Here is a 21,694-nt window from a genome sequence, read left to right on the forward strand (position 1 = left end):
TCAAGCTAAACTTGAGCGGTATTCATTGTTTATGGGGACAATTAAGATAGTGATGGCGCCTCGGCCTTCGTGAACAACAAACAAATCCCAAACAATCCATCCCATTCATCACCAACAATCTGGCCTTTAATCTGACAATCAGTGTTGGAGCAGGCTTGCAAAATTACCTGCAAATCCTTGGCTTTCAACTTATGCAATGCCTCTTGCACCAGTTGCCTGCGCTTATCCCAAATCTGATATTTTTTATAGACAAGGTCCTGAACCCCGCCGCGTTTTAATTCAGCTTTAACGTTAAATAACATTCTAACTTCGCGACTAATCGCCCAAAGCACGACCGGTGCGGCAACACCCTCCGCTCTGAGCCCCGCGAGAATTTTAACGGCCCGGTTTACTTTACCCATTAGTAAAGCGTCCGTCAGTTTAAACACGTCGAATCGCGCACTGTCAGCCACACCGTCTTCAACCATGTTCTTATCGATACGGCTGGCGCCATGCAAAATATAGAGCTTTTCGATCTCCTGAGCTGCCGCCAGTAAATTGCCTTCCACCCTCGCAGCCAGACTTTTCAACGCATCGCTTTCCAAGTGCATCCCCTTGCGCTCCGCCCTGCGTTGTAACCAAAGCAGCAACTCCTGACCTTGTAACGGCCACACTTGCACGATTGCACCAAGCTTATCCAGAGCTTGAAACCATTGCGCCTTCTGCGCGGCACTCTCCAATTTGCCGGCGGTAATCAATAACACCGTGTCTTCGGGAGGCCGCTGGCAATACGCGCTAAGCACCTTGCTGCCTTCCAAGCCGGGCTTGGCGGAAGGCAAACGCAAATCGATAAGTTTTTTGTCGGAAAATATAGATAGCGACTCGGCTTCAGTCGTTAACTGCGGCCATTCGTTGCCGGTATCGATAGAGATCACTTCGCGCGTGGAATATCCGGCTTGACGCGCCGCTTGACGGATGTCGTCGGCCGCCTCGCCGAGCTGCAAAGGCTCGTCCCCACTAATCAAATAAACCGGCACCAGCGCCTTCTGCAACGCGGCAGTCAATTGATCTAGCTTCAAACGCATACTTATTTTTTCTGCGTATCGATGGCTATCCTGGCCCTAGCCAATATCATCCGAGATACTTGTTTGTAGATTTCATTGCGGATCAATTGTTCTTCGTTACCCTTCGCCAATACCGCAGTCTGGTCGTTAAAAAACTCCCTGGAGATTTCGATAACTTGCTCGTCCATCAGGGCATTTTCCTTACTATCGAAAAATTGAAAACGCAGATAATACTCAAGCTCGGACTCGCTGGATTTACCAGTGGAACCAATCGACAGCACCCGGCTACGCATCTCCTCTCTGAGTACTTTTACCACCACGCCGGCATCGTTCGGCGAACCGACCATCTTGCCTTTCGAGGCTTTCATGATCGAACGCATTTCGCTTTGTAGTGGTGCGGAAGCGCCAAAAACATACATATTTTTTAGTACTTCCGGCATCTCGATCGAGCCGCGCAGGTGGTATCCGCAGCCGACCAGCAGCGCCAACACCCCTACCAAGACCATTCGGCTCCATTGATTCATCATCTGTTTCTCGAAAATACAGCGTTTAAACAACGATATTCACCAGTTTTTGCGGCACCACAATCAGCTTCTTCACCGGCTTACCTTCCAGATAACGCTGCACGTTTTCGTCGGCCAAAGCCAGCGCTTCGACTTGTTCTTTGGAAGCCGTCGCTGCCACCGATAATTTCCCGCGCAATTTGCCATTGACCTGCACAACCATCTCGATGGCATCTTGTTGTAACGCCGATTCATCAATAGCCGGCCATGCCGCGACCACGATATCATCGTTGTGTCCCAATTCATTCCACAACGCTTGCGACGCATGCGGAATAATCGGGGCCAGCATCAAGACGATGGCTTCCAGTACTTCCTGGCGGGTTGCCCTGCCGTTGGCGCTATCGTCTTCAAATTTATTCAACGCGTTGACCAACTCCATGTTGGCGGCAATCGCGGTGTTAAAGGTATGGCGGCGCGCCATGTCGTCGGTGACTTTTTGCAAAGCCTGATGTAACTGGCGGCGCAGGGCCTTCTGATCGTCACTCAGCGTCGCTTTGTCCAACGGTTGATTCGGTGAACCGGCTTCGACGTGCAGATAGACTTGCCTCCATAAGCGTTTCAGGAAGCGGAACGCACCTTCCACACCCGCATCATTCCATTCCAGCGATTGGTCCGGCGGCGATGTGAACATGGTATAGAGCCGCACCGTATCGGCACCGTATTTATCGATCAACACTTGCGGATCAACGCCGTTGTTTTTCGACTTCGACATTTTTTCCACCGCGCCAACCGTGACCGGCGAACCGTCTTCCAGCAATTTGGCGCCGATGATCTTGCCCTTGGCGTCGCGCTCAACATCGATCTGAGTCAAGTTGAAATAGCGTTTATGGCCGTGATCGTCAATCTGATAGAAGGTTTCCGCGATCACCATGCCCTGAGTCAGCAAATTCTTGAACGGCTCATCGCAGGCCACCAAGCCTTCGTCGCGCATCAGCTTGGTGAAAAAACGCGCATACAGCAGATGTAAAATCGCGTGCTCGATACCACCGATGTAATGATCAACCGGCAGCCAATAATTAGCGCGCTGATCCAGCATCGATGTGTCGCAGTCTTTACTGGCGTAACGAGCAAAATACCAGGACGATTCCATGAAGGTATCAAAGGTATCAGTCTCGCGCCGCGCCAGCTTACCGCATTTCGGACAAGTCGTGTACGGAAAAGTCGGATGCGCACCCAGCGGCGATTGCGAGCCGTCCAGCACCACATCGCGCGGCAGGGTCACCGGCAACTGATCGTCGGGCACCGGCACAGTACCGCAATCGTCGCAATAAATCACCGGAATCGGCGCCCCCCAATAACGCTGACGGGAAACACCCCAGTCTCGCAATCTGAAATTGGTTTTGCGCTCGCCCTTGCCCAAACCGGCCAGTTTGGCGGCGATAGCGTCAAAAGCTTGTTTGAAATTCAATCCATCGAATTCGCTGGAGTTCTTTAGCACGCCTTTATCGGTAAAAGCTTTTTCGGCGATGCTGTCGTCGGCACCATCGGCAGCGGCAATCACTTCCTTGATGGCAATGCCATATCTCTTTGCAAACTCATAATCGCGCTGATCGTGTGCAGGCACAGACATCACGGCACCGGTGCCGTAGCTCATCAATACAAAGTTGGCGATCCATACCGGCACGGATTCGCCGGTCAAAGGATGAATGGCGTTATAACCGGACGCGATACCGCGCTTTTCCATGGTTTCCATCGCCGCTTCGGAAGTCTCCATCTGCTTGCAGGATTCGATGAAGGTTGCGATGTCGGCATTGCTTTCCGCCGCTTTCAAGGCCAACGGATGTTCCGCGGCGACGGCGACATAAGTCACGCCCATCACCGTATCCGGACGGGTGGTATAGATGCGAATCGGCGAATCAAAACCATCGACCGCAAAATCCATCTCCACCCCTTCGGAACGGCCGATCCAGTTGGCCTGCATGGCACGCACCTGCTCGGGCCAGCCGGGCAGTTTATCCAGCGATGTCAACAACTCGTCGGCATAGGCGGTGATTTTTAAGAACCACTGCGAAATTTCTTTTTTCTCGACGTGGGTATCGCAGCGCCAGCAGCAGCCGTCGATAACTTGTTCGTTGGCCAGGACGGTTTGGTCGTGCGGACACCAGTTGACCGGCGCGGTTTTTTTATAAACCAGGCCTTTTTCCAGTAGACGCAAGAAAAACCATTGCTCCCAACGGTAGTAGCTCGGATCGCAAGTCGCAAGTTCGCGGCTCCAGTCGTAACCGAAGCCCAGCCGTTTCAGCTGGTCGCGCATGTAATCGATATTGGAATAGGTCCAGTCGGCCGGATGCACCTTGTTTTGCATCGCCGCGTTTTCCGCCGGCAAACCGAAAGCGTCCCAACCCATGGGTTGCAGTACATGTTTGCCCTGCATGCGCTGGAAACGACTGATCACGTCGCCAATTGTATAGTTGCGGACGTGGCCCATATGCAGCTTGCCGCTGGGATAAGGAAACATCGACAGACAATAGTATTTTTCCTTGCCGGTATCTTCCGACGCAGTAAACACCCCGGATTTTCCCCAGTCGGCCTGTACTTTTTGCTCTATCGCCGACGGCTTGTAATGCTCTTCCATCCTATTCGTCTTTTGCTGTAAAAAGGCGCTAGAATACCTTAGAGACGCTTAAAGCTAAAGCGTGAAAATTAAAACAACACTGGGAGCAGCCATGGGCGAAAACAAACTGATCAAAGCGTACGACGATCTGATGGGCCATCTTTACGAGGCGCTGGACGACACGCTGCATTCCGTCGCCGACGCGTTGGAAATAGCCAAGGAAAAAACCAGCGCGTTGGGCGGCCACACACAAGAAGAAATCAATAAAATCGCCGACTATGTGATGCGCGACGTCGAGCATGTCGCCACCGCCCCAGCGCCAGAAAACGATAACAATTCGTTGTCCGAATGGCTGAAATTCGACATCGACTTGATCGAAAACTTCGCATTGGATGCGTTCCTCGACATCGCCGACAAGACCAAGGTCAAGCTGGCCGCGCTGGAGATGGAGGCAAAGCTATATCATCCTTATAAAAGCGGCGAAGTAGCCGGCCCCGGCACCTTCGTCTGCGATGCCTGCGGCAAGCAAATCGCCTTCAAGTCCACCAGCATTATCCCGGCATGTCCGGAATGCAAAGGCGACAGTTTCTCACGCGTTTGATATTGCAGGCTTTAACCTTATAATGCGGGCTTTTATCTATTAGCAATCGAGGGCGATTATGCGCAGGGTGATTTTCAATCAGAAAGGCGGCGTGGGTAAATCTACCATTACCTGCAATCTAGCAGCCATCAGCGCCGTGGAGGGTAAAAAAACCCTGGTGATCGATCTCGATGTGCAAGGCAACTCCACCCAATACTTGTTGGGTAACAAGGTCGCCGATTCCGATAAGACCATCGCCCACTTTTTCAAGGACAGCTTGGGATTGGGCTTATTCGGCGGCGGTAAGGAAGGCTTGGACGGTTTGATTCATGAAACTCCCTTCCCCAACCTTTACGTGTTGCCATCCCATACCGATTTAGAAGGCTTGCAAAGCCGGCTCGAATCGCGGCATAAAATCTACAAATTAAAAGAGGCGCTGGAAAAACTGGAAGGCTTCGATCAAATCTATATCGACACCCCGCCTATCCTGAATTTTTACAGTTTATCAGCGTTGATCGCCGCCGAAAAATGTCTGATTCCATTCGACTGCGACACCTTCGCCCGCGAAGCGCTGTACACCCTGATGCGCGCCATCGCCGAAGTCAAAGCCGATCATAACGAAAAACTGGAAGTGGAAGGCGTCATCGTCAACCAATATCAAAAGCAGGCCAACTTACCGAGACAGCTGGTCGATGAATTGATAGCTGAAGGTTTGCCGGTCCTGGAAACCAAAATATCCACCTCTGTGAAAGTCCGGGAATCGCACAGCGATGCCCAACCCTTGATTCATTACGCTCCGACCCACAAGCTAACAGAAGAATATCGGGCACTACACCTGGAAATTCACAAATAGCGATTTCAGAACCACTAAAACAAAAAAGCCGGCAATGCCGGCTTTTTTGTTTTACCAGGAAGACCGCACACCAAGAATCCGGCACTAAACGTTTAGCCAATCAGCTCCAGCATCGATTTCTCAACCCTGAGGTTCAATCGACAAAATGCATTGTGCAACACTTCCCAGCCTTCGAACGAAATCAGGGCCCAATTATCGGTTCGGCGATCCCATTCCGTATCCAATAAGGCGCCCAGCCGTACTAACTGCATGAATGTTTCGTCGGATGGGGCATCGATATGCGCCAATGCGGCCTCCAGGTGATTCGGAGATATCAATCTAGCCGCCGGTTGATCTTTGCCGGCATGCCGATTGGTATACATCACATACCCCGGATCCAGGTTTAATTTGTGCAAATCGTTACAGTAAGTAGCAAAGTTTTGAAGTGGGAACTGCAAAACATGGTTCATTTCCGTCCTCCGAAAAAGTACTAAATAGTGATGTCGGTCAAGGTGCACTCGTTGACCGAAGATTGCCGGGTTGTCAAAGTATGCGCCAGCCGCAGTTCGCGAAGCATGGCGCGTTTTTTGGTTTGATGTTGCTGCATCCGCCTGAGAATATCGTCCAACACGCGTACTGCACTAAGTACATGCGGCCCCTTATTGATCATCACACACTCCGCCCGGTCGCCCATTGCCGCATCGGTAATTTCAGCGCGCGACGGCATTCCTTCCTTGGCGAGGGTTTCCAGCACCTGCGTCGCCCATATCACCGGCACATGGGCAGCTTCGCAGATCCATAAAATTTCTTCCTGCACTTCAGCCAGACGCTCAAAGCCGCACTCCACGGCCAAATCGCCGCGAGCAATCATCACCCCGCAACAAGGCGCCCGCATCGCAGCCAGCAACATGGCCGGCAAATTTTCGAACGCCCGTCCGGTTTCGATTTTCAGCACAATAGCCGGCCGTCTATCCCCCAGACGGGCCATATGTTCATGCAGCAAATCGACATCACGGGCCGTATTGGCGAAAGACAACTCCACCACATCGGCGTTTTCGACCACAAAAGCCAGGTCCTCGATATCCTTTGGCGTCAATGCCCCCATCCTGAGCCGACTCTCTGGCAGATTGATTCCTTTATCGCCCCGCAGTTTTTCGCCGCGCGGACGCACATGAGTAATTCTGATAAGAACCTGGGCAAACTCAATCCTATCGATCACACCGCCGATCTTGCCGTCGTCGAACCAGATCGGCTCTCCGGCTCGGACATCGTCAAAAATCTCTGGAATGGAGCAACCGATCATCGCCGGTGTCAGCACCTGACCGCTACTGTCATAGGTTGCCGGCCGACCGGGCGCCAGATCGCGCGTCAAAATCAATAAATCGTCCTGCTTTAGCAAAATGGCATTTTCAGCTTGCGGCAACAGATTGATCGTCGCTTGCCGATCATCGGCATGAGCCACTTTACGCTCGTGATTCAAAACCGTACCGGGGACGATATAAGCGCTTTGAGTCGCCTCCGCCCAGTAACCCTGCTCGGTGATGTCAACCACCGTCAGACTGCGCTTTGCACCGCGGGCATCGGTAAATTTCAGTTGCTCGCCGAGACATAAGCGAGATAGCCATTCGGTTGGCAATGGCAAGCAGGCGTTAGCCGATGACGGCGGAGCAGTTGGCTGGGACTCGGCGGTTAACCAGACGCGCGCCGGCGCGATAAGGCGGCCATGGTCGTCGTGAGCCGGACGAATTCGCAGGACTGCCAAACGCGGATCGAGCGGACCGGTCCGCAGCTTGGGTCCGGCCAAATCCATCACGACGCGGCAGCTTCTGCCCAAGGCGCGCTCGGCTTGCCGCAGATGAGCTATCATTTGCATCCACGCCGTCGGATCATCGTGGGCGCAATTGATGCGCATACAGTCCATACCGTGCTCGAGCAAGTTGTGAATCAGCGAATAGTCTTCCGCCGCTTCGCTGGGCATGGTGACCATAATCCGCACGCCGCGAGCGTTTGCGGCCGCTCCCAGCAAACAATCGCTATGATCGGCCAGCAATCGCTCGCCGGCGGCAAAATCCACCACCGTCGTCTCTTGGGTAGGCGGCATCCTGGCCTGTCCGGTTAAGCGATGCAAAACTTCCAAAACCGCGTCGATAGTTGCCAACACATGCGATTCGGCCCGACCCAGCGACGACAAGCCCAAGGCGGCCAGCTTTAATTGCAAGGGTCTTAGATCACGGCGGCGTAGCGCAAGATAATGCAGCAGATTTCGAGCGCTATCCCGGTTATTGACCCAAACCTGATCGATACGGGATTGACAGCTTGTGGTTTCGGCAATCATTTCCGCGCGGATGTCCATCAGCTCTCTAAGCACGCCGTCGACTACGGCGTGTTGCAAATAAGTGTCTGTGTCCGCGGGATTCGTTGTCAAAGATAGCCTCTAAAACCAAGCTTAGCGATTGCCCGGCATCAGCTTGGGCGGTTACTGCAGTTTACTTTGCTCGCCGTGCCGCACATCGATACCGTCCAACATGAAAATGGCGTGCTCGGCCACATTCCGGCAATGCTCGCCGCAACGCTCCAAGGCTTTCATCATTTGCATGATATCCAGCGCCCTGCGGATCATGCGCGAATCGTGCAACACCAACGCTAATTGGTGTTTGATGCCTTCCTGCAATTCCGATTCGCAATCCCGGTCGCACTGCAACAACTCATATGCTTGAGTGGAATCGCGACTCTCGAAAACCACCATCAATTTATCCAAAACCAACTTAATGTATCCGCCGATTTTAACGATGTCGGTTAGCAATTTTTGATTGGGATCGCTGGTATTCGGATCGAACAACACCGTAATCAACTTGGCAAAATCCACAAGCTCCAAACCGATTTTTTCCAATTCGACAGCAATTTTAGAGGTTGAAATGACATACCGTAAATCGTTGGCCACCGGACAATGCCGAGCGATGACGCTCAACACTTCGCTATCGATCTTACTTTCGAAATGCTTGACCTTTTTATGCCGGGATACGACTTTTTGCGCCAGCTCGGCATCGCCGTAATCGAGGGCCCGCATTGCCTGCTCCAACTGATAAAGCAATAGATCGGTCATGTCCAGCATCAGGCTATGCATATGTCCCAATTCGGCGTCGTATACCTGCAAAGTATGCAAATTGTTCATAGTGTCTGTTTGATTAGTCATCGGCCATTCTCTTGCTGATTGAATTCGCTCGGTAATTGCCAAACCCTATAGCAAGCATATTACAACAATGTGACACGACACCCGCAACACACCGAAGTTGATTCGCTAGCGATTGTTTTTAAATACAATTTTTATTCGCCTCCGTCAAAACGCCAATCGCCCGGATTGGTTTTCCAGCCCGATAAAGCCGCATCGGTTCGCGAAGCTATGCGGGTACCGGCTTATTTTGTCATGCTGCTGTCATAAATGCGGACAAGAATAGCTCCTGTCCGATACCCTTATTTGGCATTTGCTTATGAATACCGCTTTTTATCGAACCATCTGGATTTCCGATTTACACATAGGCTCCACGCAGTGCCAGGCCGATGCCTTGCTGGATTTTTTGAAAAATAACGACAGCGAGAAGTTGTACCTGGTGGGCGACATTATCGATTTTTGGGCCTTGTCCAAAAAAATGTACTGGCCGCGCGATCACAACACCATCATTCAAAAAATCCTGCGCAAAGCCCGGCACGGCACCCAAATCATCTACGTACCGGGCAACCACGACGAAAACGTCCGGGACTACGACGATTATGTGTTCGGCGACATTGTCGTGAAAAAATCGGATATTCACACCACGGCGCTCGGCAAACGTTTCCTGATCGTGCACGGCGACGAATACGACACCATCGCCAAACACCACCAATGGCTAGCAAAGATAGGCAGTCTGGGTTACGACTGGCTGATCGAAATCAACCGGTTTTTGCGGATGTTCCGCAAACTCATGGGCCGGCAATCGCATTTCTCACTGGCTGCCTTCGTTAAATTCAAGGTCAAGAATGCGGTACAGTTTATTTCCGATTACGAAGAAAGCATCGTGCGCACGCTGAAAAACGAAAACCTGGACGGCGTGATTTGCGGGCATATTCATCATGCCGAAATCAAGGAAATCGAAGGCTTCCTGTACGTCAATACCGGCGATTTCGTGGAAAGTTGCACAGCCATTGTCGAACATCAGAACGGTAAACTGGAATTGATCAAATGGCTGAAGCAGGAAACGCCGCTGCCGAACCCCTCTGCAAATGCCGAGCTACCGCGCCTTAGCTGACACAGACTTATCCGCTAAGCCTCGGCAAGGCCAGCCTATCCCCTATTTTTCCAAAGCTTGTCGAGCCCGGCTGACTCGATCGGCAAGCAAGCCGTTGCACGTATTACGTTTCACCAAACATTCCCTAAACCGTCACGGTATCTTAACCCTCTAAAAACGCTTATCCCGCAGAATGCCGACGGGCTCGCAGCGTTTCCGGCGATAAGCCGCAAACGCGGCTATCGACCGCTCCTCACCGCGAGTTGGATCAGGCTCGACGCCTGTTTGCAGACAACGAAGCAGAGAGATTAAGCAATCATGATCGTAAAAACTATCGGCCGTTACCCGCTGTTCGCGGCTATCGGCGTTTTGGCCTGCCTGGGTTCCGCCCACGCCGCCACACCGGTATTCATCAACGAAATTCACTACGACAATGCCGGCAGCGATACTGGCGAGGCCATCGAAATAGCCGGCCCGGCCGGGACCAACCTCAGCGGCTGGTCGTTGGTACTGTACAACGGCAACGGCGGCGCCAGTTACAACACCAAGGCGCTGAGCGGCGTCATTGCCGATCAAACCGGCAACGGCTTCGGTACGCTAAGTTTCAGCTACCCGGCCGACGGCATCCAGAACGGCTCGCCGGACGGCATTGCCCTGATCAATGGCAGCACGGTCGTGCAATTTTTAACTTACGAAGGCAGCTTTACCGCCGTCGGCGGACCTGCCGCCGGTAAAGTCGGCGTAGACATTGGCGTTGCTGAAAACAGCGTCCCGGTCGGTCAATCGCTGCAATTGAAAGGCAACGGCAACAACTACGAAGATTTCACATGGAATGCCGCAGCCGCCAATACTTTCGGCTCAAGCAATACCGGACAAATTTTCGGCGGCGTTACACCGCCACCGACTTCACAATGCGGTCAGCCGGCAACGTTGATTAGCGTGATCCAAGGCAGCAGCGGCGTTAGCCCGTTGAGCGGTAGTGTGCAACATGTGGAAGCCGTGGTCAGCGCCGACTTCCAAGGCAGCAGCAACTTGAACGGATTTTTCGTACAACAAATCAGCGGCGCGGACGCCAATCCGGCCACGTCGGAAGGCTTGTTCGTCTCATCCGGCATACCGGTCAATGTGGGCGATAAAGTGCACATCGTCGGCACCGTTACCGAAACATTCTCTATGACCCGTCTGGAAAGTGTCAGCTCGGTTGACGTCTGTTCAACCGGTAACGCTTTGCCGGCAGCCGTGGACATCAATCTGCCGTTCGATACCGCCAACAACGATCCGGAACGCTGGGAAGGCATGTTGGTGCATCTGCCGCAAGCCCTGACCGTTACTGAAAACTACAATCTGGCCCGCTACGGCGAATTTCTATTATCTTCCGGCGGCCGCTTGTTGACGCCCACCCAAGTTGCGGCGCCCGGCCAAGCCGCCGTTGATGTTGCCGCGCAAAACCTGCTAAACCAATTGCTGGTAGACGACGGCTCCAATACCCAAAATCCGGACCCGGTAATTTACCCGCAACCGACGGGTTTGAGCGCGGCCACCCCATTGCGGGGCGGCGATTCGGTGGTTGGCGCCACCGGGGTGTTGGCTTACGACTTTGGCGTGTACCGCCTGCAACCGACTCAGCCTTTGACCTTTGTGGCCGACAACGGCCGCAGTTCGGCTCCTACGCTATCGGCCCTGGGTTCTTTAAAAGTCGCCAGCTTCAACGTGCTGAATTACTTTAACGGTAACGGCTTGGGCGGCGGCTTTCCAACCGCGCGCGGCGCGAATGCGCTCGCGGAATTTAACCGGCAGCGCGCCAAAATCATTCCGGCCATCCATGCGCTGAACGCAGATGTGATCGGGTTGATGGAAATCGAAAACGACGGTTACGGCAGCACCAGCGCCATCGCCGATCTGGTGAACGGTTTGAATCAACTGGCCGGCGCCGGCACCTACGCCTTTATCAATCCGGGTTTGAGCAAAGTCGGTACCGACGAGATTGCGGTTGGTATCGTCTATAAGCCCGCCAAAGTGTCGACAGCAGGCTCGGTGGCTATTTTGGATTCCTCGGTAAACCAGCAGTTTATCGATACCAAAAACCGCCCCACCCTTGCCCAAACCTTTTTGGATAAAGCCTCCAACAAGTTGCTGACGGTAGCCGTCAACCATCTTAAATCCAAAGGCTCCGACTGCCTTGACGTCAACGACCCGGATACCGGCGACGGCCAGGGCAATTGCAACCAAACCCGCACGGCTGCCGCCCAAGCCTTGGCTAGCTGGCTGGCAAACGACCCGACCCACAACGGTGTCAGCAATGCCCTGATCATCGGCGATCTAAACAGCTATGCGCAGGAAGACCCGATCACTGCCTTGAAAAACGCCGGCTATCACAATCTGCTGGAAACTTTGGTGGGCAATCAGGCGGCTTATAGCTATGTGTTCGATGGCGCGGCCGGTTATCTGGATCACGGCCTGGCCAACGCCGCATTGGCGCCGCAAGTTAAAGGGATCGGCGAATGGCACATCAACGCCGACGAACCGCGCGCGCTGGATTACAACACCGAGTTTAAAACCACCGGCCAAATCAACAGCTTTTACGCGGCGGACGCTTACCGTTCCTCCGACCACGATCCGCTGTTGATCAAGCTGTTTGTACCCGGCGACCTGGATAACGACGGCGATGTCGACAATAACGACGCCAATCTGATCAAGGCCCAAGTCGGCAAATGCAGCGGCAAAGCCGGCTTTAACCGCGAGGCCGATTACGATGCGACCGGTTGTGTGACTTACGCCGATTATCGAATCTGGTATGGCTATTACAACAGCTATACCGCTTCCGCTAACGCTCAATAACCCGGATGGCCGCCGGCAAACCGTTTGCCGGCGGCCTTGGATACATTATTTTTGGATACCAATATGAAAAACTTGATTCATGTGCTGGCGCTATGCGGCGCCGGCTTATTGCTGACCACTGCCAATTGTCAGGCTGCGACCCTCTCCTTCAGCCTGGAAACCGCCGGCAGCCCGATCCACGTCGGCGATGTTTTCGATATTGAACTAGTCGCGAACGATCTGTTCGCCGGCGACAACAGCGATGAGTTATTGGCTTTTGGCTTAAACACCACCAGCTCGATCTCCGGTCTGTTGGAGTTTCAAGGCAGCACCGTCAATCCGCTGTTTTCCGACGATAGCTTGCTGGTGAATCTGCATGCCGCCGGCTCGGCGTTTCCCGGCATAAGCAGCAATCCGTCGACTGCGCTGTCGTTCAATCTGGCGACATTGCATTTTAAAGCCTTGACCATCGGCCAAGTTTCGGTGGCTATCGCTTCCGATTTGTCCGACTTCAATCAAGGCCTGATCTTTTTGAATCAAGGTCCGGTGGGAATTAACGCCAGCCGTGGCTTTGATATTACGGCAGTGCCGTTGCCGCCGTCTTTGTTGATGTTTGTTTGTGGGGTGGTGGTGAGTTTGGGTGGGTTTCGGCGGAAGCGAGGCTAAAACTTGATTTAATCCGTTGAGGTTTTTGTGTCGCTAACGCGACGGTTTATTCTAACGTCGGTTCGCGGACCGACAACCGCGATACTTTCTTTTGCTTGGCCAAAAGAAAGTATCCAAAGAAAAGGCCACCCGACATTCCGCCAATTTCCTGTGCTTCTCGCTTTTGCCGAGGGTTTTCGGAAGGGCCGTCCCTGGCCCTCCGAAAACAAGCGGCATCCTTGCCGCTTCCCTGCGGGCTATTCTCGCCAAAAGCTGCGATGCTCGGGGCGGAATAACGGGAGAAAACCACTCCCGAAATTTCGTGAAAAATCAAAAACGTAGGCTGGACAACGCTTTTCTCCCCACCGTCAGCGGTATATATTTAATACCGCGTGGGCACAAAAACCGTGCCCACCCTACCCAGCAGCCTAGAAGCAAAGTACCGGGGATGATATATTTCTGCAAATTTTTAGTTCGTATTTTTCAACACCATTTTCGGCTGCTGATTTCTATACTTCAACGGTGGAGCCAACTGTTGCCGAGTTTCTCGCTGACGTCCAGAACGCTCGTCGCGCGCGGTTAGCCGCAATCGTTCTTTACCATATGGCTGACTATGTGGCTTTGGAAGGCTATACGGGGCAGGATAGACAGATCATGAACAAACGTATAGAAAGCGTCCGCGAAGAACTTACTTCTAGGTGCCCGGACTTTTCCATAATCAGAGATGTTGCGGATGCAACGAAACATGCACAACTCTCTGTTCCTAAGAAAGTGCCACGAGAACTTTCCTCATCAACTCAGGTTACAAGTTCACCAGGCCTATTTCATGCCCCTTTTGGCGAAGGCGTTTTTGCTGAGGCTGCAATCGTAATTGCCGTACTTGATAATGGAACGCATAAGCCACTGGAACCAGCCATACGTTCCGTTATGACAGTGTTGAAGGCAACTTGCGGTCTTCCCACAGAATCGGAAGATTGATAATGGGTCTTTTCAGTTTGTTCAGAAGAAGTAAACCTCTCGTAGCACATGCAGATGAGGCAACGTAGTCATGATGCCCAACCCATGATTCCAAGGGACGCACCGCGATAAAGCCGCGTCGAGTCCATGAATTCAGACGCTATGCTCAGATGAGAAGCGCGACATATGGCAAATAACTGGAATATCCCAAGCTGGCTAGAAAAAGAAGTTCGAGAAAGAGATACCTCATGCGTCTATTGCGGCTGCAAATTTGTCTCACCAAAGGAATCAGCTAGGTTTTCTGCAAGTTGGGAACACATCATTAATGACGCACGCGTAATAACTAGAGAAAACATTGCTTTATGCTGCCGTGGCTGCAATGCCAGTAAGGGACAAAAGTCGGTTTACGAGTGGCTTACCACAAAATATTGCAAAGAGCGTGGGATTACTGCTGAATCAGTAGCGCCAATTATTAAATTGACCATTGTAAAAGGTCAGTAGCACCACGCATAACAATTCAATCCAGCCGACGCTGTAATGGTCATCTAAAACCGGACGCTTACCTAAGGCCGTAAGGCGCAAGTCGTAGGGCGTCAACAGGCGCAGCCGTATTGCGCCGCATGTTGGCCTTAAAGCATTTGGCGCATTACGCTATCGCAAATGCGCCCTACAAAACTGCACAAATATTAGCTGGGTTTAAACGTCGCGGCGGGGTTTTCTCCCGTATGCCGCGCCGAGCACCGGAGGGTTCGAACGGATTAGCCCGTCAGGGGCGCCGCAGGGATGCGGCGCGTTTTACGCAGGGGCTGGGAAGCCCCTTCGGAAAACCCCGTTCGAACCCGAGGAGCGCAGGGAACAAGCGGCATCCGGGCCGCCTTTTCTTTGGATACTTTCTTTTGGCGGAGCAAAAGAAAGTATCTCGGTCGTCGGTCCGAGAACCGACTTCAAAACACCCGTCGCGATAGCGACACGAATCCTACTAATCCAGCTTCGAACCGTAACTTCGGAGTTATTTTGTTCATCGTTCAAGTTCAAGGCCGTAAGGCGCAATTCGTAGGGCGTCAATAGGCGCAGCCGTATTGCGCCGCATGTTGGCCTTAAAGCATTCGGCGCATTACGCTATCGCTAATGCGCCCTATAAAACTCCACAAATATTAGCTGGGTTTAAACGTCGAGGCGGGGTTTTCTCCCGTATGCCGCGCCGAGCACCGGAGGGTTCGAAGCGGCATTCGGGCCGCCTTTCTTTTGGATACTTTTCTTTGGCGGAGCAAAGAAAAGTATCTCGCCTGTCGGTGCGAGAACCGACATTAAAACATCCGTCGCGTTAGCGACACTAAATTAAGGCCGTAAGGCACAATTCGTAGAGCGTCAAAGGCGCAGCCGCATGCGCCGTATGTTGACCTTAAAGCATTCGACGCTGTACCTTTGTTCGTCGCCTGTTTTACGCATTGCTTATTGCCGATCGGATTGGAAGCCCTCCCGTTTATGAAGCCTTGCTGAAAAAAGATTTGCGAAAAGAACGGATAAAGTGATTTTTTCATTAAGTCCTGCCTGATATTCCTTGTATCGCTAGCCAACCTTAAACCTGGAGAAAGTCATGGAATCATACCGTACCGCGCTATTTGTCATCGCCCTGTCAGCGGCTTTCGCACCGTTGCTTGCCAGAATGCCGACTCGCTTTCGAATGCCCGTTGTGGTCGTTGAACTGCTGCTGGGAATACTGATTGGACCTCATATTTTCAACTGGGTCTCCCCGGATGGTTTGGTCGATATGTTAGGCGAGCTAGGTCTGACTTTTTTGCTTTTCATGGTGGGCATGGAAATCAATCTCGGCGAAATCCAAGGCAAACCTTTAACGCTGGCCGTTGGCGGATGGCTAGTTTCATTTACGGTGGCTATGGCGTGCATGTACATCGTTCACGCCATCGGTCTGATTCAAGCTCCACCAATATTGGCCGCCGTCGCCTTGTCAACTACGGCACTCGGCATATTGGCCCCCATACTCCGCGATGAAGGCATTTTGACTACGGACTTTGGTAAGTTGCTCATGTCAGCAGCCGCGATGGGTGAATTCGGCCCGCTGATGGTCGTCTCTTTGCTGATTATCCCGACTCATAGTACGTTTTTGCATACGGTCTTCATCGTGACATTCGTGGGCGTTACTTTTTTGATTGCGGATACGGCGATTCGCGCTCGATCTTCATCCTTGATCGACATCCTAGCCCAAACCATGCAAAGTAGCGGTCAATTGCCGGTCAGAATTTGTATCGCGCTCCAAGCCCTGTTAGTGGTTTTAGCGGGTAAGTTTGGATTGAACGTGGTAGTTGGCGCATTTGCTGCCGGCATGGTGGTAAGCCTAGCCAGCAAAGGGGATGGCGGAGTGATTCTGCGCCAGAAGCTGGATGCCATCGGTTATGGTTTTTTGATTCCCATCTTCTTTATTGTCGCCGGTATGAAATTTGACGTCAGTGCGCTTTGGGCGAATCCGCTGGCTCCAGTTCAGATCATCTGTTTATTGGGTCTACTGATCCTGATTCGTGGTATGCCGGTTCTACTTTACAACAAGGTTCTTTCAGCTTCAGACCGACTGCCATTCGCCCTTTATTCCGCCACAGGCCTACCTATGATCGTGATCATTTCAGAAATCGGTGTTTCGTCAGGACTTATGGCTCCAAATCGAGCAGCGGTTTTGGTAGGCGCAGGTATGATTTCCGTATTGGTGTTTCCTATTCTGGCTGAAAGAATCAGACAGGGAAAGCCTATGAATTGGTAAGTACCTACTGAAGGCCGTAAGGCGCAATTCGTAGGGCGACAATAGGCGTAAGCCGTATTGCGCCGAATGTTGGCATTAATGCATTCGGCGCATTACGCTGTCGCTAATGCGCCCTACAAAACTGCGCGAATATTAGCTGGGTTTAAACTTCTCGGCGGGGTTTTCTCCCGTATGCCGCGCCGAGCACCGGAGGGTTTAAACGGACAAATCGGCGGGACAGTCGATTTGCATGCGCAGCACCCGAAGGGCGAGGTACATGGATGTGCCGAGTGAGCAGCCCGATAGGGGCACCGCAGGGAACAAGCGGCATCCGGGCCGCCTTTTCTTTGGATACTTTCTTTTGGCCGCGCACAAATTCGCTTGGAAGCGAATTTGAACAGCCGATAGGCTGGCCCGGAGAGCGAAAACCAGGGATGGTTTTCGTAGCGAAAGTATCTCGGTCGTCGGTCCGAGAACCGACTTCAAATAAAACCGTCGCGATAGCGACACTTAATGAGTCTAGAATACCCGATAACATCCGGAAACATTTGAGCTCGGAACACCATCGCCCAAGCTATTTTCTCGACCATTCCGTTTGAGAACTCAATCCGCCGAGCTCCGAACCACTCCATTGGCGTAATTTTGTGCAACGGCCGAGCTCCGAGCTCCACCTTCCGAGCTATTTTCTCGACCATTCCGTTTCAGAACTCAATCCACCGAGCTCCGGACCACGCCATTGGCGTAATTTTGTGCAACGGTCGAGCTCCAAGCTAGAACGGCCGAGAAAATTTCTCAAATGCTGCGGCTCCGAACGCCACCATTCGAGCTAGTTTCTCGATCATTCCACTTCAGAACCCAATTCGCCAAGCTCCAAACGAGATGGCCTGACCGAGTTCCCTGCTCACCCCATCCCTAAACAATTTCATTGAATTCATGCCGACCACACAATCCGCGGCCGCAGCCCGCAAGTAAGCGGCAATCAATTTGTATTACGTTTCGCCGAATCTTCATCTAACAATCACAAGTTCATCACAAAATTTCCCTAGTCTGTGCTTGCTTTAAACATGACGATGGCAACTTCTCAATCCAACTATGAACGAGCTGCCGGTGACTTAAACCGCCACTGACTATCTTTATCGGAGCGTCCTAAAATGATCAAAAAATCTGTTCTCGCCGCAGCCTTGCTGTCGGCACTTTGCGCTCAAGCCGAGGCAATTACCATCAATGCCGATGGGGCCTGGCATGCGTTCGACGTAGACCCATCGGTGGCAAATTCCGGTTCAGCGGAATGGATAGACTTGAACAACGACACGCTAAGCTTCGAATTTAGTTTGAGTGGTTCGGCGATCTTGAGAGTTGTGGATGGCGGATACGCCGGCGACCGTTTCGCCGTATTCAACGGCACCGGCAACTTGCTGGGCGCGACTTCGTCGCCGGTTAACAATTATCCGGTCAATGTCGGCATCGACTTCGACGCTGCTTTCGCGGACGCAAACTACAGCCGCGGCGAATTTTTATTGGGCCCTGGCAATTACCAAATCTTCGGCTACCTGCTGCAATCCGCAGTGGACGACAACAGCAGCGCCATCGATGCCACCGTGGGCGCTGTCAGCCTGACCGCCGTGCCCCTACCCGCTGCCGCCTGCTTGTATCTCTCCGGTGCCGGCCTGCTGGGCTGGGTTTCGCGCCGCCGCCAATCCAACGTGTAAGGACGCCAACGATGAAACTGAATAAACTTGCTTTCGGCATCGCGCTGGGTTTAGGCGCGTTTGGCCTTGCTCATGCCGTTACCACTATCCCGACCGTCACCATCAAAATCGTCGCCTTCAACGACTTCCACGGCCAATTGGAATCGCCGGGTAATTTGCGCAATCTGCCTAGCGACCCTACCGCCACGATTCCGGTCGGCGGCGTCGACTGGCTGGCCGGTTATGTCGAAAACCTGAAAAGCCAAAACCCCAGCAGTATAGTAGTCTCGGCCGGCGACATCATCGGCGCCACGCCGCTGGTTTCGGCGCTGTTTCACGACGAGCCGACCATCGAAACCATGAACCGCCTGGGTCTGGAATTTAACGCGGTCGGCAATCACGAATTCGACGAAGGCAAGAATGAGCTGAAACGCATGCAAAACGGCGGCTGCCACCCGACCGATCCGAACTCCTGCCAAGGCGCTTCAGTCGGCACGCCGGTGCCGTTCGAGGGCGCGGCTTTCAAATTCCTGGCCGCCAATGTCGTGGAAACAGCCACCGGCAAAACCTTGTTTCCGCAATACGCCATCAAAGTGGTAGGCGGCGTCCGGATCGGTTTCATCGGCATGACTTTGAAGGAAACCCCCACCATAGTCACTCCCACCGGCGTGGCCGGCCTGGAGTTTAAAGACGAAGCGGCAACCGTGAATGCGTTGATTCCGAAATTGCGCGCGCGCGGCGTCGAAGCCGTCGTGGTCCTGATCCATCAAGGCGGCACGATACCGGTCAGCCAAACCGCCTCCACCATCAATAACTGCGACGGCGGTTTGGACGGTTCGCCGCTCAAAACCATCGTCAATCAATTGGACGATGAGGTGGATTTGGTGATTTCCGGCCACACCCATCAAGCCTACAACTGCCAAATCGCCAACAAGGCCGGCCGCTTGATTTCGGTGACCAGCGCCAATTCCCAAGGCCGGGTGTTGACCGACATCGACGTGGCGATCAACACCGCCAACGGCGAAGTCAGCAGCGTCAGCGCCGAAAACATCGTGGTCGACCGCCGCGCGACCGCCACCATTACCCCGAATGCGGCGATTAAAACCATCGTCAACAATTACAAAACCCTGTCCACTCCTATCGCCAACCGGGTAATCGGCAGCATCAGTGCCGCCATCACCACCACAGCCAACGCGGCCGGCGAATCGGCCTTGGGCGACGTGATTGCCGATGCGCAATTGCTGGCGACTCGCAACGTCGGCTTCGGCGAAGCGGTCGCCGCGTTTATGAACCCCGGCGGCATCCGTGCCAATCTGACTTACCCATCCGGCACCGCCAACGAAGGCGACGGCAAGGTCACCTATGCGGAAGCCTTTACCGTGCAACCCTTCGGCAATACCGTGGTGACCTTGACCTTAACCGGCGCGCAAATCCACACTTTGCTGGAGCAGCAGTTCACCGGTTGCACTGTAGGTTATCCGGCGGGCGCGCCGGCAAGCGGACAGCCTTTCAACCGTATCCTGCAAGTCTCCGACGGCTTTAGCTACGAATGGAAGGAAAAGGGCACGGCGTGCGATAACGTCGATCCAGCCAGTATCAAAATCAATGGCGTGGTGGTCGATCCCGCCGCCAGCTATCGGATTACCGTGAATAATTTCATGGCCGACGGCGGCGATCAGTATTACGTGTTGACCCAAGGCACCAACCGCCTGGGCGGCGCGCTGGATCTGGATGCGCTGGAAAGCTACTTTACCGTGAACGGCACGGTAGCCCCCGGCCCGCAAAACCGGATTTTGCCAGCGCCGTAAGTTTTATGGATTAGTTGTAAGCTCTGTAGGACTCGGGCCCGCTGGTACGCGATACAGCGGGCTTTTTTTTATTTGCTTCGTCAGCCATCGCCAGCCAAGCATCAAACCGAAGCCGTTGGCCTGGTTTATCAATGCTGGGATTCATACCCCATTTGCGCTTGTACCTTAATCACAAACGAATCGGATTCCTTGTCGCCCAAATCGGCAAAATCGATCACGTCGTAGCTGTTGCTTGGCGTCGGTTGCCAAGGCGCGGCATCAAGCGGATAAGCGTGAATTAGTTCCGTAAGCTCGGAAAACTCGCCTTGCCGGCGTTCGATCAACACCGGCAGGCCCAGATCCGGACGCATCACCACATGCCATTCGGTTGCCGCAACTTTGCCCCGATATTCGCGGGCCGGGACGCCATCGGTCCATTCGATTTCGCCGGCAGTCAACTTATTCAGCAGTTGGCTGTCCAGCATTAACGAGAGCTTTTGCCAGGACGGCGTCATGCCCAGCATGCGTAAATCGCCGCTTTGAAACTCGATTACGCGCCGGTCGCCGTGGTAAAGCTTACGGTGACTAAGCGCCTGCCCGTCGCGCTGCCAAAGCTCGCCGATGCCCAATTGCGGTCTTTCTATCGTGATCTGCCGGCTATCGCGCCAGAACCGCCAACCAAGCGCAACCGGCAACGGCAGCTCGTCGTGTTCCGGCTTCCCGCCTGTCCGGGTGGTGACAAACTCGGCGGCAACTGCCGGCAAACTCTCCGAGAATAAGTCGATAGTCTCCGTGCCGGCGGCGTGCCGGGCAGGTATATGGCTACAAGCAGCCAAAGCAAGCACTACTCCAAGGCAAATCGGTATTTCGAATAGTTTATGAAGAATATTGGACATGGCTATCGCGCGTTTGCGTCATTAAAAAGTCTAGGACGGCCGGGGTCCCTGATTCGGTTTCGGCAGGAATTTCCGGTTTATTCGCGGATAACCGGCACATCGGCCATCACACCTTAAATCATGTTTTGTGCCTATTATTATAAATGTGCGCAGGATAGAGACCCGGCACCTTGGCGCGCCAAAGCCGCGAAACAAAGTTTCGCCGGCTTGATTGAAATCAAAGCACCCCGTGCCATTATGCGCAAGAATTCTGTTCTGCATGTTCTATCGCGCTTGCACACGCCGTTTTTTCCCGCCTCATTAGCGATTAGGTCAGGT

Annotated in this window: 17 protein-coding genes; 10 read left to right on the forward strand and 7 right to left on the reverse strand. The window is 53.2% G+C overall.

Annotated elements, in window-relative coordinates:
* Positions 1–41: 41 nt before the first annotated feature.
* Genes holA through leuS form a run of 3 tightly spaced genes read right to left on the reverse strand, consistent with a single transcriptional unit; the run spans position 42 to position 4,181 of the window.
* A complete protein-coding gene (holA, locus tag ACH50O_RS11940) occupies positions 42–1,064 on the reverse strand; it encodes a DNA polymerase III subunit delta (RefSeq protein ID WP_446808020.1) in 1,023 nt (340 codons plus the stop codon).
* A gap of 2 nt (positions 1,065–1,066) precedes the next feature.
* Positions 1,067–1,570: an LPS-assembly lipoprotein LptE gene (locus tag ACH50O_RS11945; protein ID WP_446808021.1), complete on the reverse strand. Its 504-nt coding sequence runs from the start codon at positions 1,568–1,570 to the stop codon at positions 1,067–1,069.
* A 22-nt stretch (positions 1,571–1,592) separates the two neighbouring features.
* On the reverse strand, positions 1,593–4,181 hold the full coding sequence (leuS, locus tag ACH50O_RS11950) for a leucine--tRNA ligase (RefSeq protein ID WP_446808022.1): 2,589 nt from the start codon (positions 4,179–4,181) through the stop codon (positions 1,593–1,595).
* Between the two features lie 91 nt (positions 4,182–4,272).
* On the opposite strand from leuS, the gene ACH50O_RS11955 reads away from it, so the two are divergent.
* Both ACH50O_RS11955 and ACH50O_RS11960 read left to right on the forward strand, forming a co-directional pair.
* The gene (locus tag ACH50O_RS11955; RefSeq protein ID WP_446812142.1) at positions 4,273–4,761 is read left to right on the forward strand and encodes a zinc ribbon-containing protein; all 489 of its coding nucleotides are present in this window, start codon (positions 4,273–4,275) and stop codon (positions 4,759–4,761) included.
* A 58-nt stretch (positions 4,762–4,819) separates the two neighbouring features.
* A complete protein-coding gene (locus tag ACH50O_RS11960) occupies positions 4,820–5,593 on the forward strand; it encodes a ParA family protein (protein WP_446808023.1) in 774 nt (257 codons plus the stop codon).
* Positions 5,594–5,685: 92 nt separating this feature from the next.
* Here the strand turns inward: ACH50O_RS11960 and ACH50O_RS11965 are convergent, their stop codons facing one another.
* The 3 genes from ACH50O_RS11965 to phoU are packed head-to-tail and all read right to left on the reverse strand — an operon-like array spanning position 5,686 to position 8,765.
* Entirely contained in the window at positions 5,686–6,042 is a 357-nt protein-coding gene (locus tag ACH50O_RS11965) for a hypothetical protein (protein ID WP_446808024.1), read from the reverse strand.
* Positions 6,043–6,062: 20 nt separating this feature from the next.
* Positions 6,063–7,997 carry a pyruvate kinase gene (locus tag ACH50O_RS11970; protein WP_446808025.1) on the reverse strand — a complete coding sequence of 645 codons (1,935 nt, stop codon included), beginning with the start codon at positions 7,995–7,997 and terminating at the stop codon, positions 6,063–6,065.
* A gap of 51 nt (positions 7,998–8,048) precedes the next feature.
* Positions 8,049–8,765 carry a phosphate signaling complex protein PhoU gene (gene phoU / locus ACH50O_RS11975; RefSeq protein WP_446808026.1) on the reverse strand — a complete coding sequence of 239 codons (717 nt, stop codon included), beginning with the start codon at positions 8,763–8,765 and terminating at the stop codon, positions 8,049–8,051.
* 295 nt (positions 8,766–9,060) lie between these two features.
* Here phoU and ACH50O_RS11980 point away from each other — a divergent pair, with 295 nt between their 5' ends.
* From ACH50O_RS11980 to ACH50O_RS12015, 8 genes are all read left to right on the forward strand, one after another.
* Positions 9,061–9,855: a UDP-2,3-diacylglucosamine diphosphatase gene (locus ACH50O_RS11980; RefSeq protein WP_446808027.1), complete on the forward strand. Its 795-nt coding sequence runs from the start codon at positions 9,061–9,063 to the stop codon at positions 9,853–9,855.
* A gap of 297 nt (positions 9,856–10,152) precedes the next feature.
* Complete coding sequence (locus tag ACH50O_RS11985; protein WP_446808028.1) at positions 10,153–12,672, forward strand: ExeM/NucH family extracellular endonuclease; 2,520 nt, start codon at positions 10,153–10,155, stop codon at positions 12,670–12,672.
* Between the two features lie 63 nt (positions 12,673–12,735).
* Complete coding sequence (locus ACH50O_RS11990; RefSeq protein ID WP_446808029.1) at positions 12,736–13,317, forward strand: hypothetical protein; 582 nt, start codon at positions 12,736–12,738, stop codon at positions 13,315–13,317.
* 633 nt (positions 13,318–13,950) lie between these two features.
* A complete protein-coding gene (locus ACH50O_RS11995; RefSeq protein ID WP_446808030.1) occupies positions 13,951–14,274 on the forward strand; it encodes a hypothetical protein in 324 nt (107 codons plus the stop codon).
* Positions 14,275–14,439: 165 nt separating this feature from the next.
* Positions 14,440–14,754: a hypothetical protein gene (locus ACH50O_RS12000; RefSeq protein WP_446808031.1), complete on the forward strand. Its 315-nt coding sequence runs from the start codon at positions 14,440–14,442 to the stop codon at positions 14,752–14,754.
* Positions 14,755–15,850: 1,096 nt separating this feature from the next.
* Positions 15,851–17,026 (forward strand): cation:proton antiporter, encoded by a 1,176-nt coding sequence (locus tag ACH50O_RS12005; RefSeq protein ID WP_446808032.1) that lies wholly within the window; start codon positions 15,851–15,853, stop codon positions 17,024–17,026.
* A 1,130-nt stretch (positions 17,027–18,156) separates the two neighbouring features.
* The gene (locus ACH50O_RS12010; RefSeq protein ID WP_446808033.1) at positions 18,157–18,714 is read left to right on the forward strand and encodes a hypothetical protein; all 558 of its coding nucleotides are present in this window, start codon (positions 18,157–18,159) and stop codon (positions 18,712–18,714) included.
* A gap of 11 nt (positions 18,715–18,725) precedes the next feature.
* Positions 18,726–20,501, forward strand: coding sequence for a bifunctional metallophosphatase/5'-nucleotidase (locus tag ACH50O_RS12015; RefSeq protein ID WP_446808034.1), 1,776 nt, complete (start codon positions 18,726–18,728; stop codon positions 20,499–20,501).
* Between the two features lie 128 nt (positions 20,502–20,629).
* Here ACH50O_RS12015 and ACH50O_RS12020 read toward each other — a convergent pair whose 3' ends face one another.
* Positions 20,630–21,376 carry a hypothetical protein gene (locus ACH50O_RS12020; protein WP_446808035.1) on the reverse strand — a complete coding sequence of 249 codons (747 nt, stop codon included), beginning with the start codon at positions 21,374–21,376 and terminating at the stop codon, positions 20,630–20,632.
* Between the last annotated feature and the right edge of the window lie 318 nt (positions 21,377–21,694).

It is taken from the genome of Methylomonas sp. 2BW1-5-20 (assembly GCF_052474515.1).

Excerpts from the sequence above, each read along its gene's own strand:
- ACH50O_RS11960 (WP_446808023.1), top strand. The coding sequence starts at position 4,820 with ATGCGCAGGGTGATTTTCAATCAGAAAGGCGGCGTGGGTAAATCTACC.
- holA (WP_446808020.1), bottom strand. The coding sequence starts at position 1,064 with ATGCGTTTGAAGCTAGATCAATTGACTGCCGCGTTGCAGAAGGCGCTG.
- ACH50O_RS11945 (WP_446808021.1), bottom strand. The coding sequence starts at position 1,570 with ATGATGAATCAATGGAGCCGAATGGTCTTGGTAGGGGTGTTGGCGCTG.
- ACH50O_RS12000 (WP_446808031.1), top strand. The coding sequence starts at position 14,440 with ATGGCAAATAACTGGAATATCCCAAGCTGGCTAGAAAAAGAAGTTCGA.
- leuS (WP_446808022.1), bottom strand. The coding sequence starts at position 4,181 with ATGGAAGAGCATTACAAGCCGTCGGCGATAGAGCAAAAAGTACAGGCC.
- ACH50O_RS11980 (WP_446808027.1), top strand. The coding sequence starts at position 9,061 with ATGAATACCGCTTTTTATCGAACCATCTGGATTTCCGATTTACACATA.
- ACH50O_RS12005 (WP_446808032.1), top strand. The coding sequence starts at position 15,851 with ATGGAATCATACCGTACCGCGCTATTTGTCATCGCCCTGTCAGCGGCT.
- phoU (WP_446808026.1), bottom strand. The coding sequence starts at position 8,765 with ATGACTAATCAAACAGACACTATGAACAATTTGCATACTTTGCAGGTA.
- ACH50O_RS12015 (WP_446808034.1), top strand. The coding sequence starts at position 18,726 with ATGAAACTGAATAAACTTGCTTTCGGCATCGCGCTGGGTTTAGGCGCG.
- ACH50O_RS12010 (WP_446808033.1), top strand. The coding sequence starts at position 18,157 with ATGATCAAAAAATCTGTTCTCGCCGCAGCCTTGCTGTCGGCACTTTGC.
- ACH50O_RS11965 (WP_446808024.1), bottom strand. The coding sequence starts at position 6,042 with ATGAACCATGTTTTGCAGTTCCCACTTCAAAACTTTGCTACTTACTGT.
- ACH50O_RS11985 (WP_446808028.1), top strand. The coding sequence starts at position 10,153 with ATGATCGTAAAAACTATCGGCCGTTACCCGCTGTTCGCGGCTATCGGC.
- ACH50O_RS12020 (WP_446808035.1), bottom strand. The coding sequence starts at position 21,376 with ATGTCCAATATTCTTCATAAACTATTCGAAATACCGATTTGCCTTGGA.
- ACH50O_RS11955 (WP_446812142.1), top strand. The coding sequence starts at position 4,273 with ATGGGCGAAAACAAACTGATCAAAGCGTACGACGATCTGATGGGCCAT.
- ACH50O_RS11995 (WP_446808030.1), top strand. The coding sequence starts at position 13,951 with ATGAACAAACGTATAGAAAGCGTCCGCGAAGAACTTACTTCTAGGTGC.
- ACH50O_RS11990 (WP_446808029.1), top strand. The coding sequence starts at position 12,736 with ATGAAAAACTTGATTCATGTGCTGGCGCTATGCGGCGCCGGCTTATTG.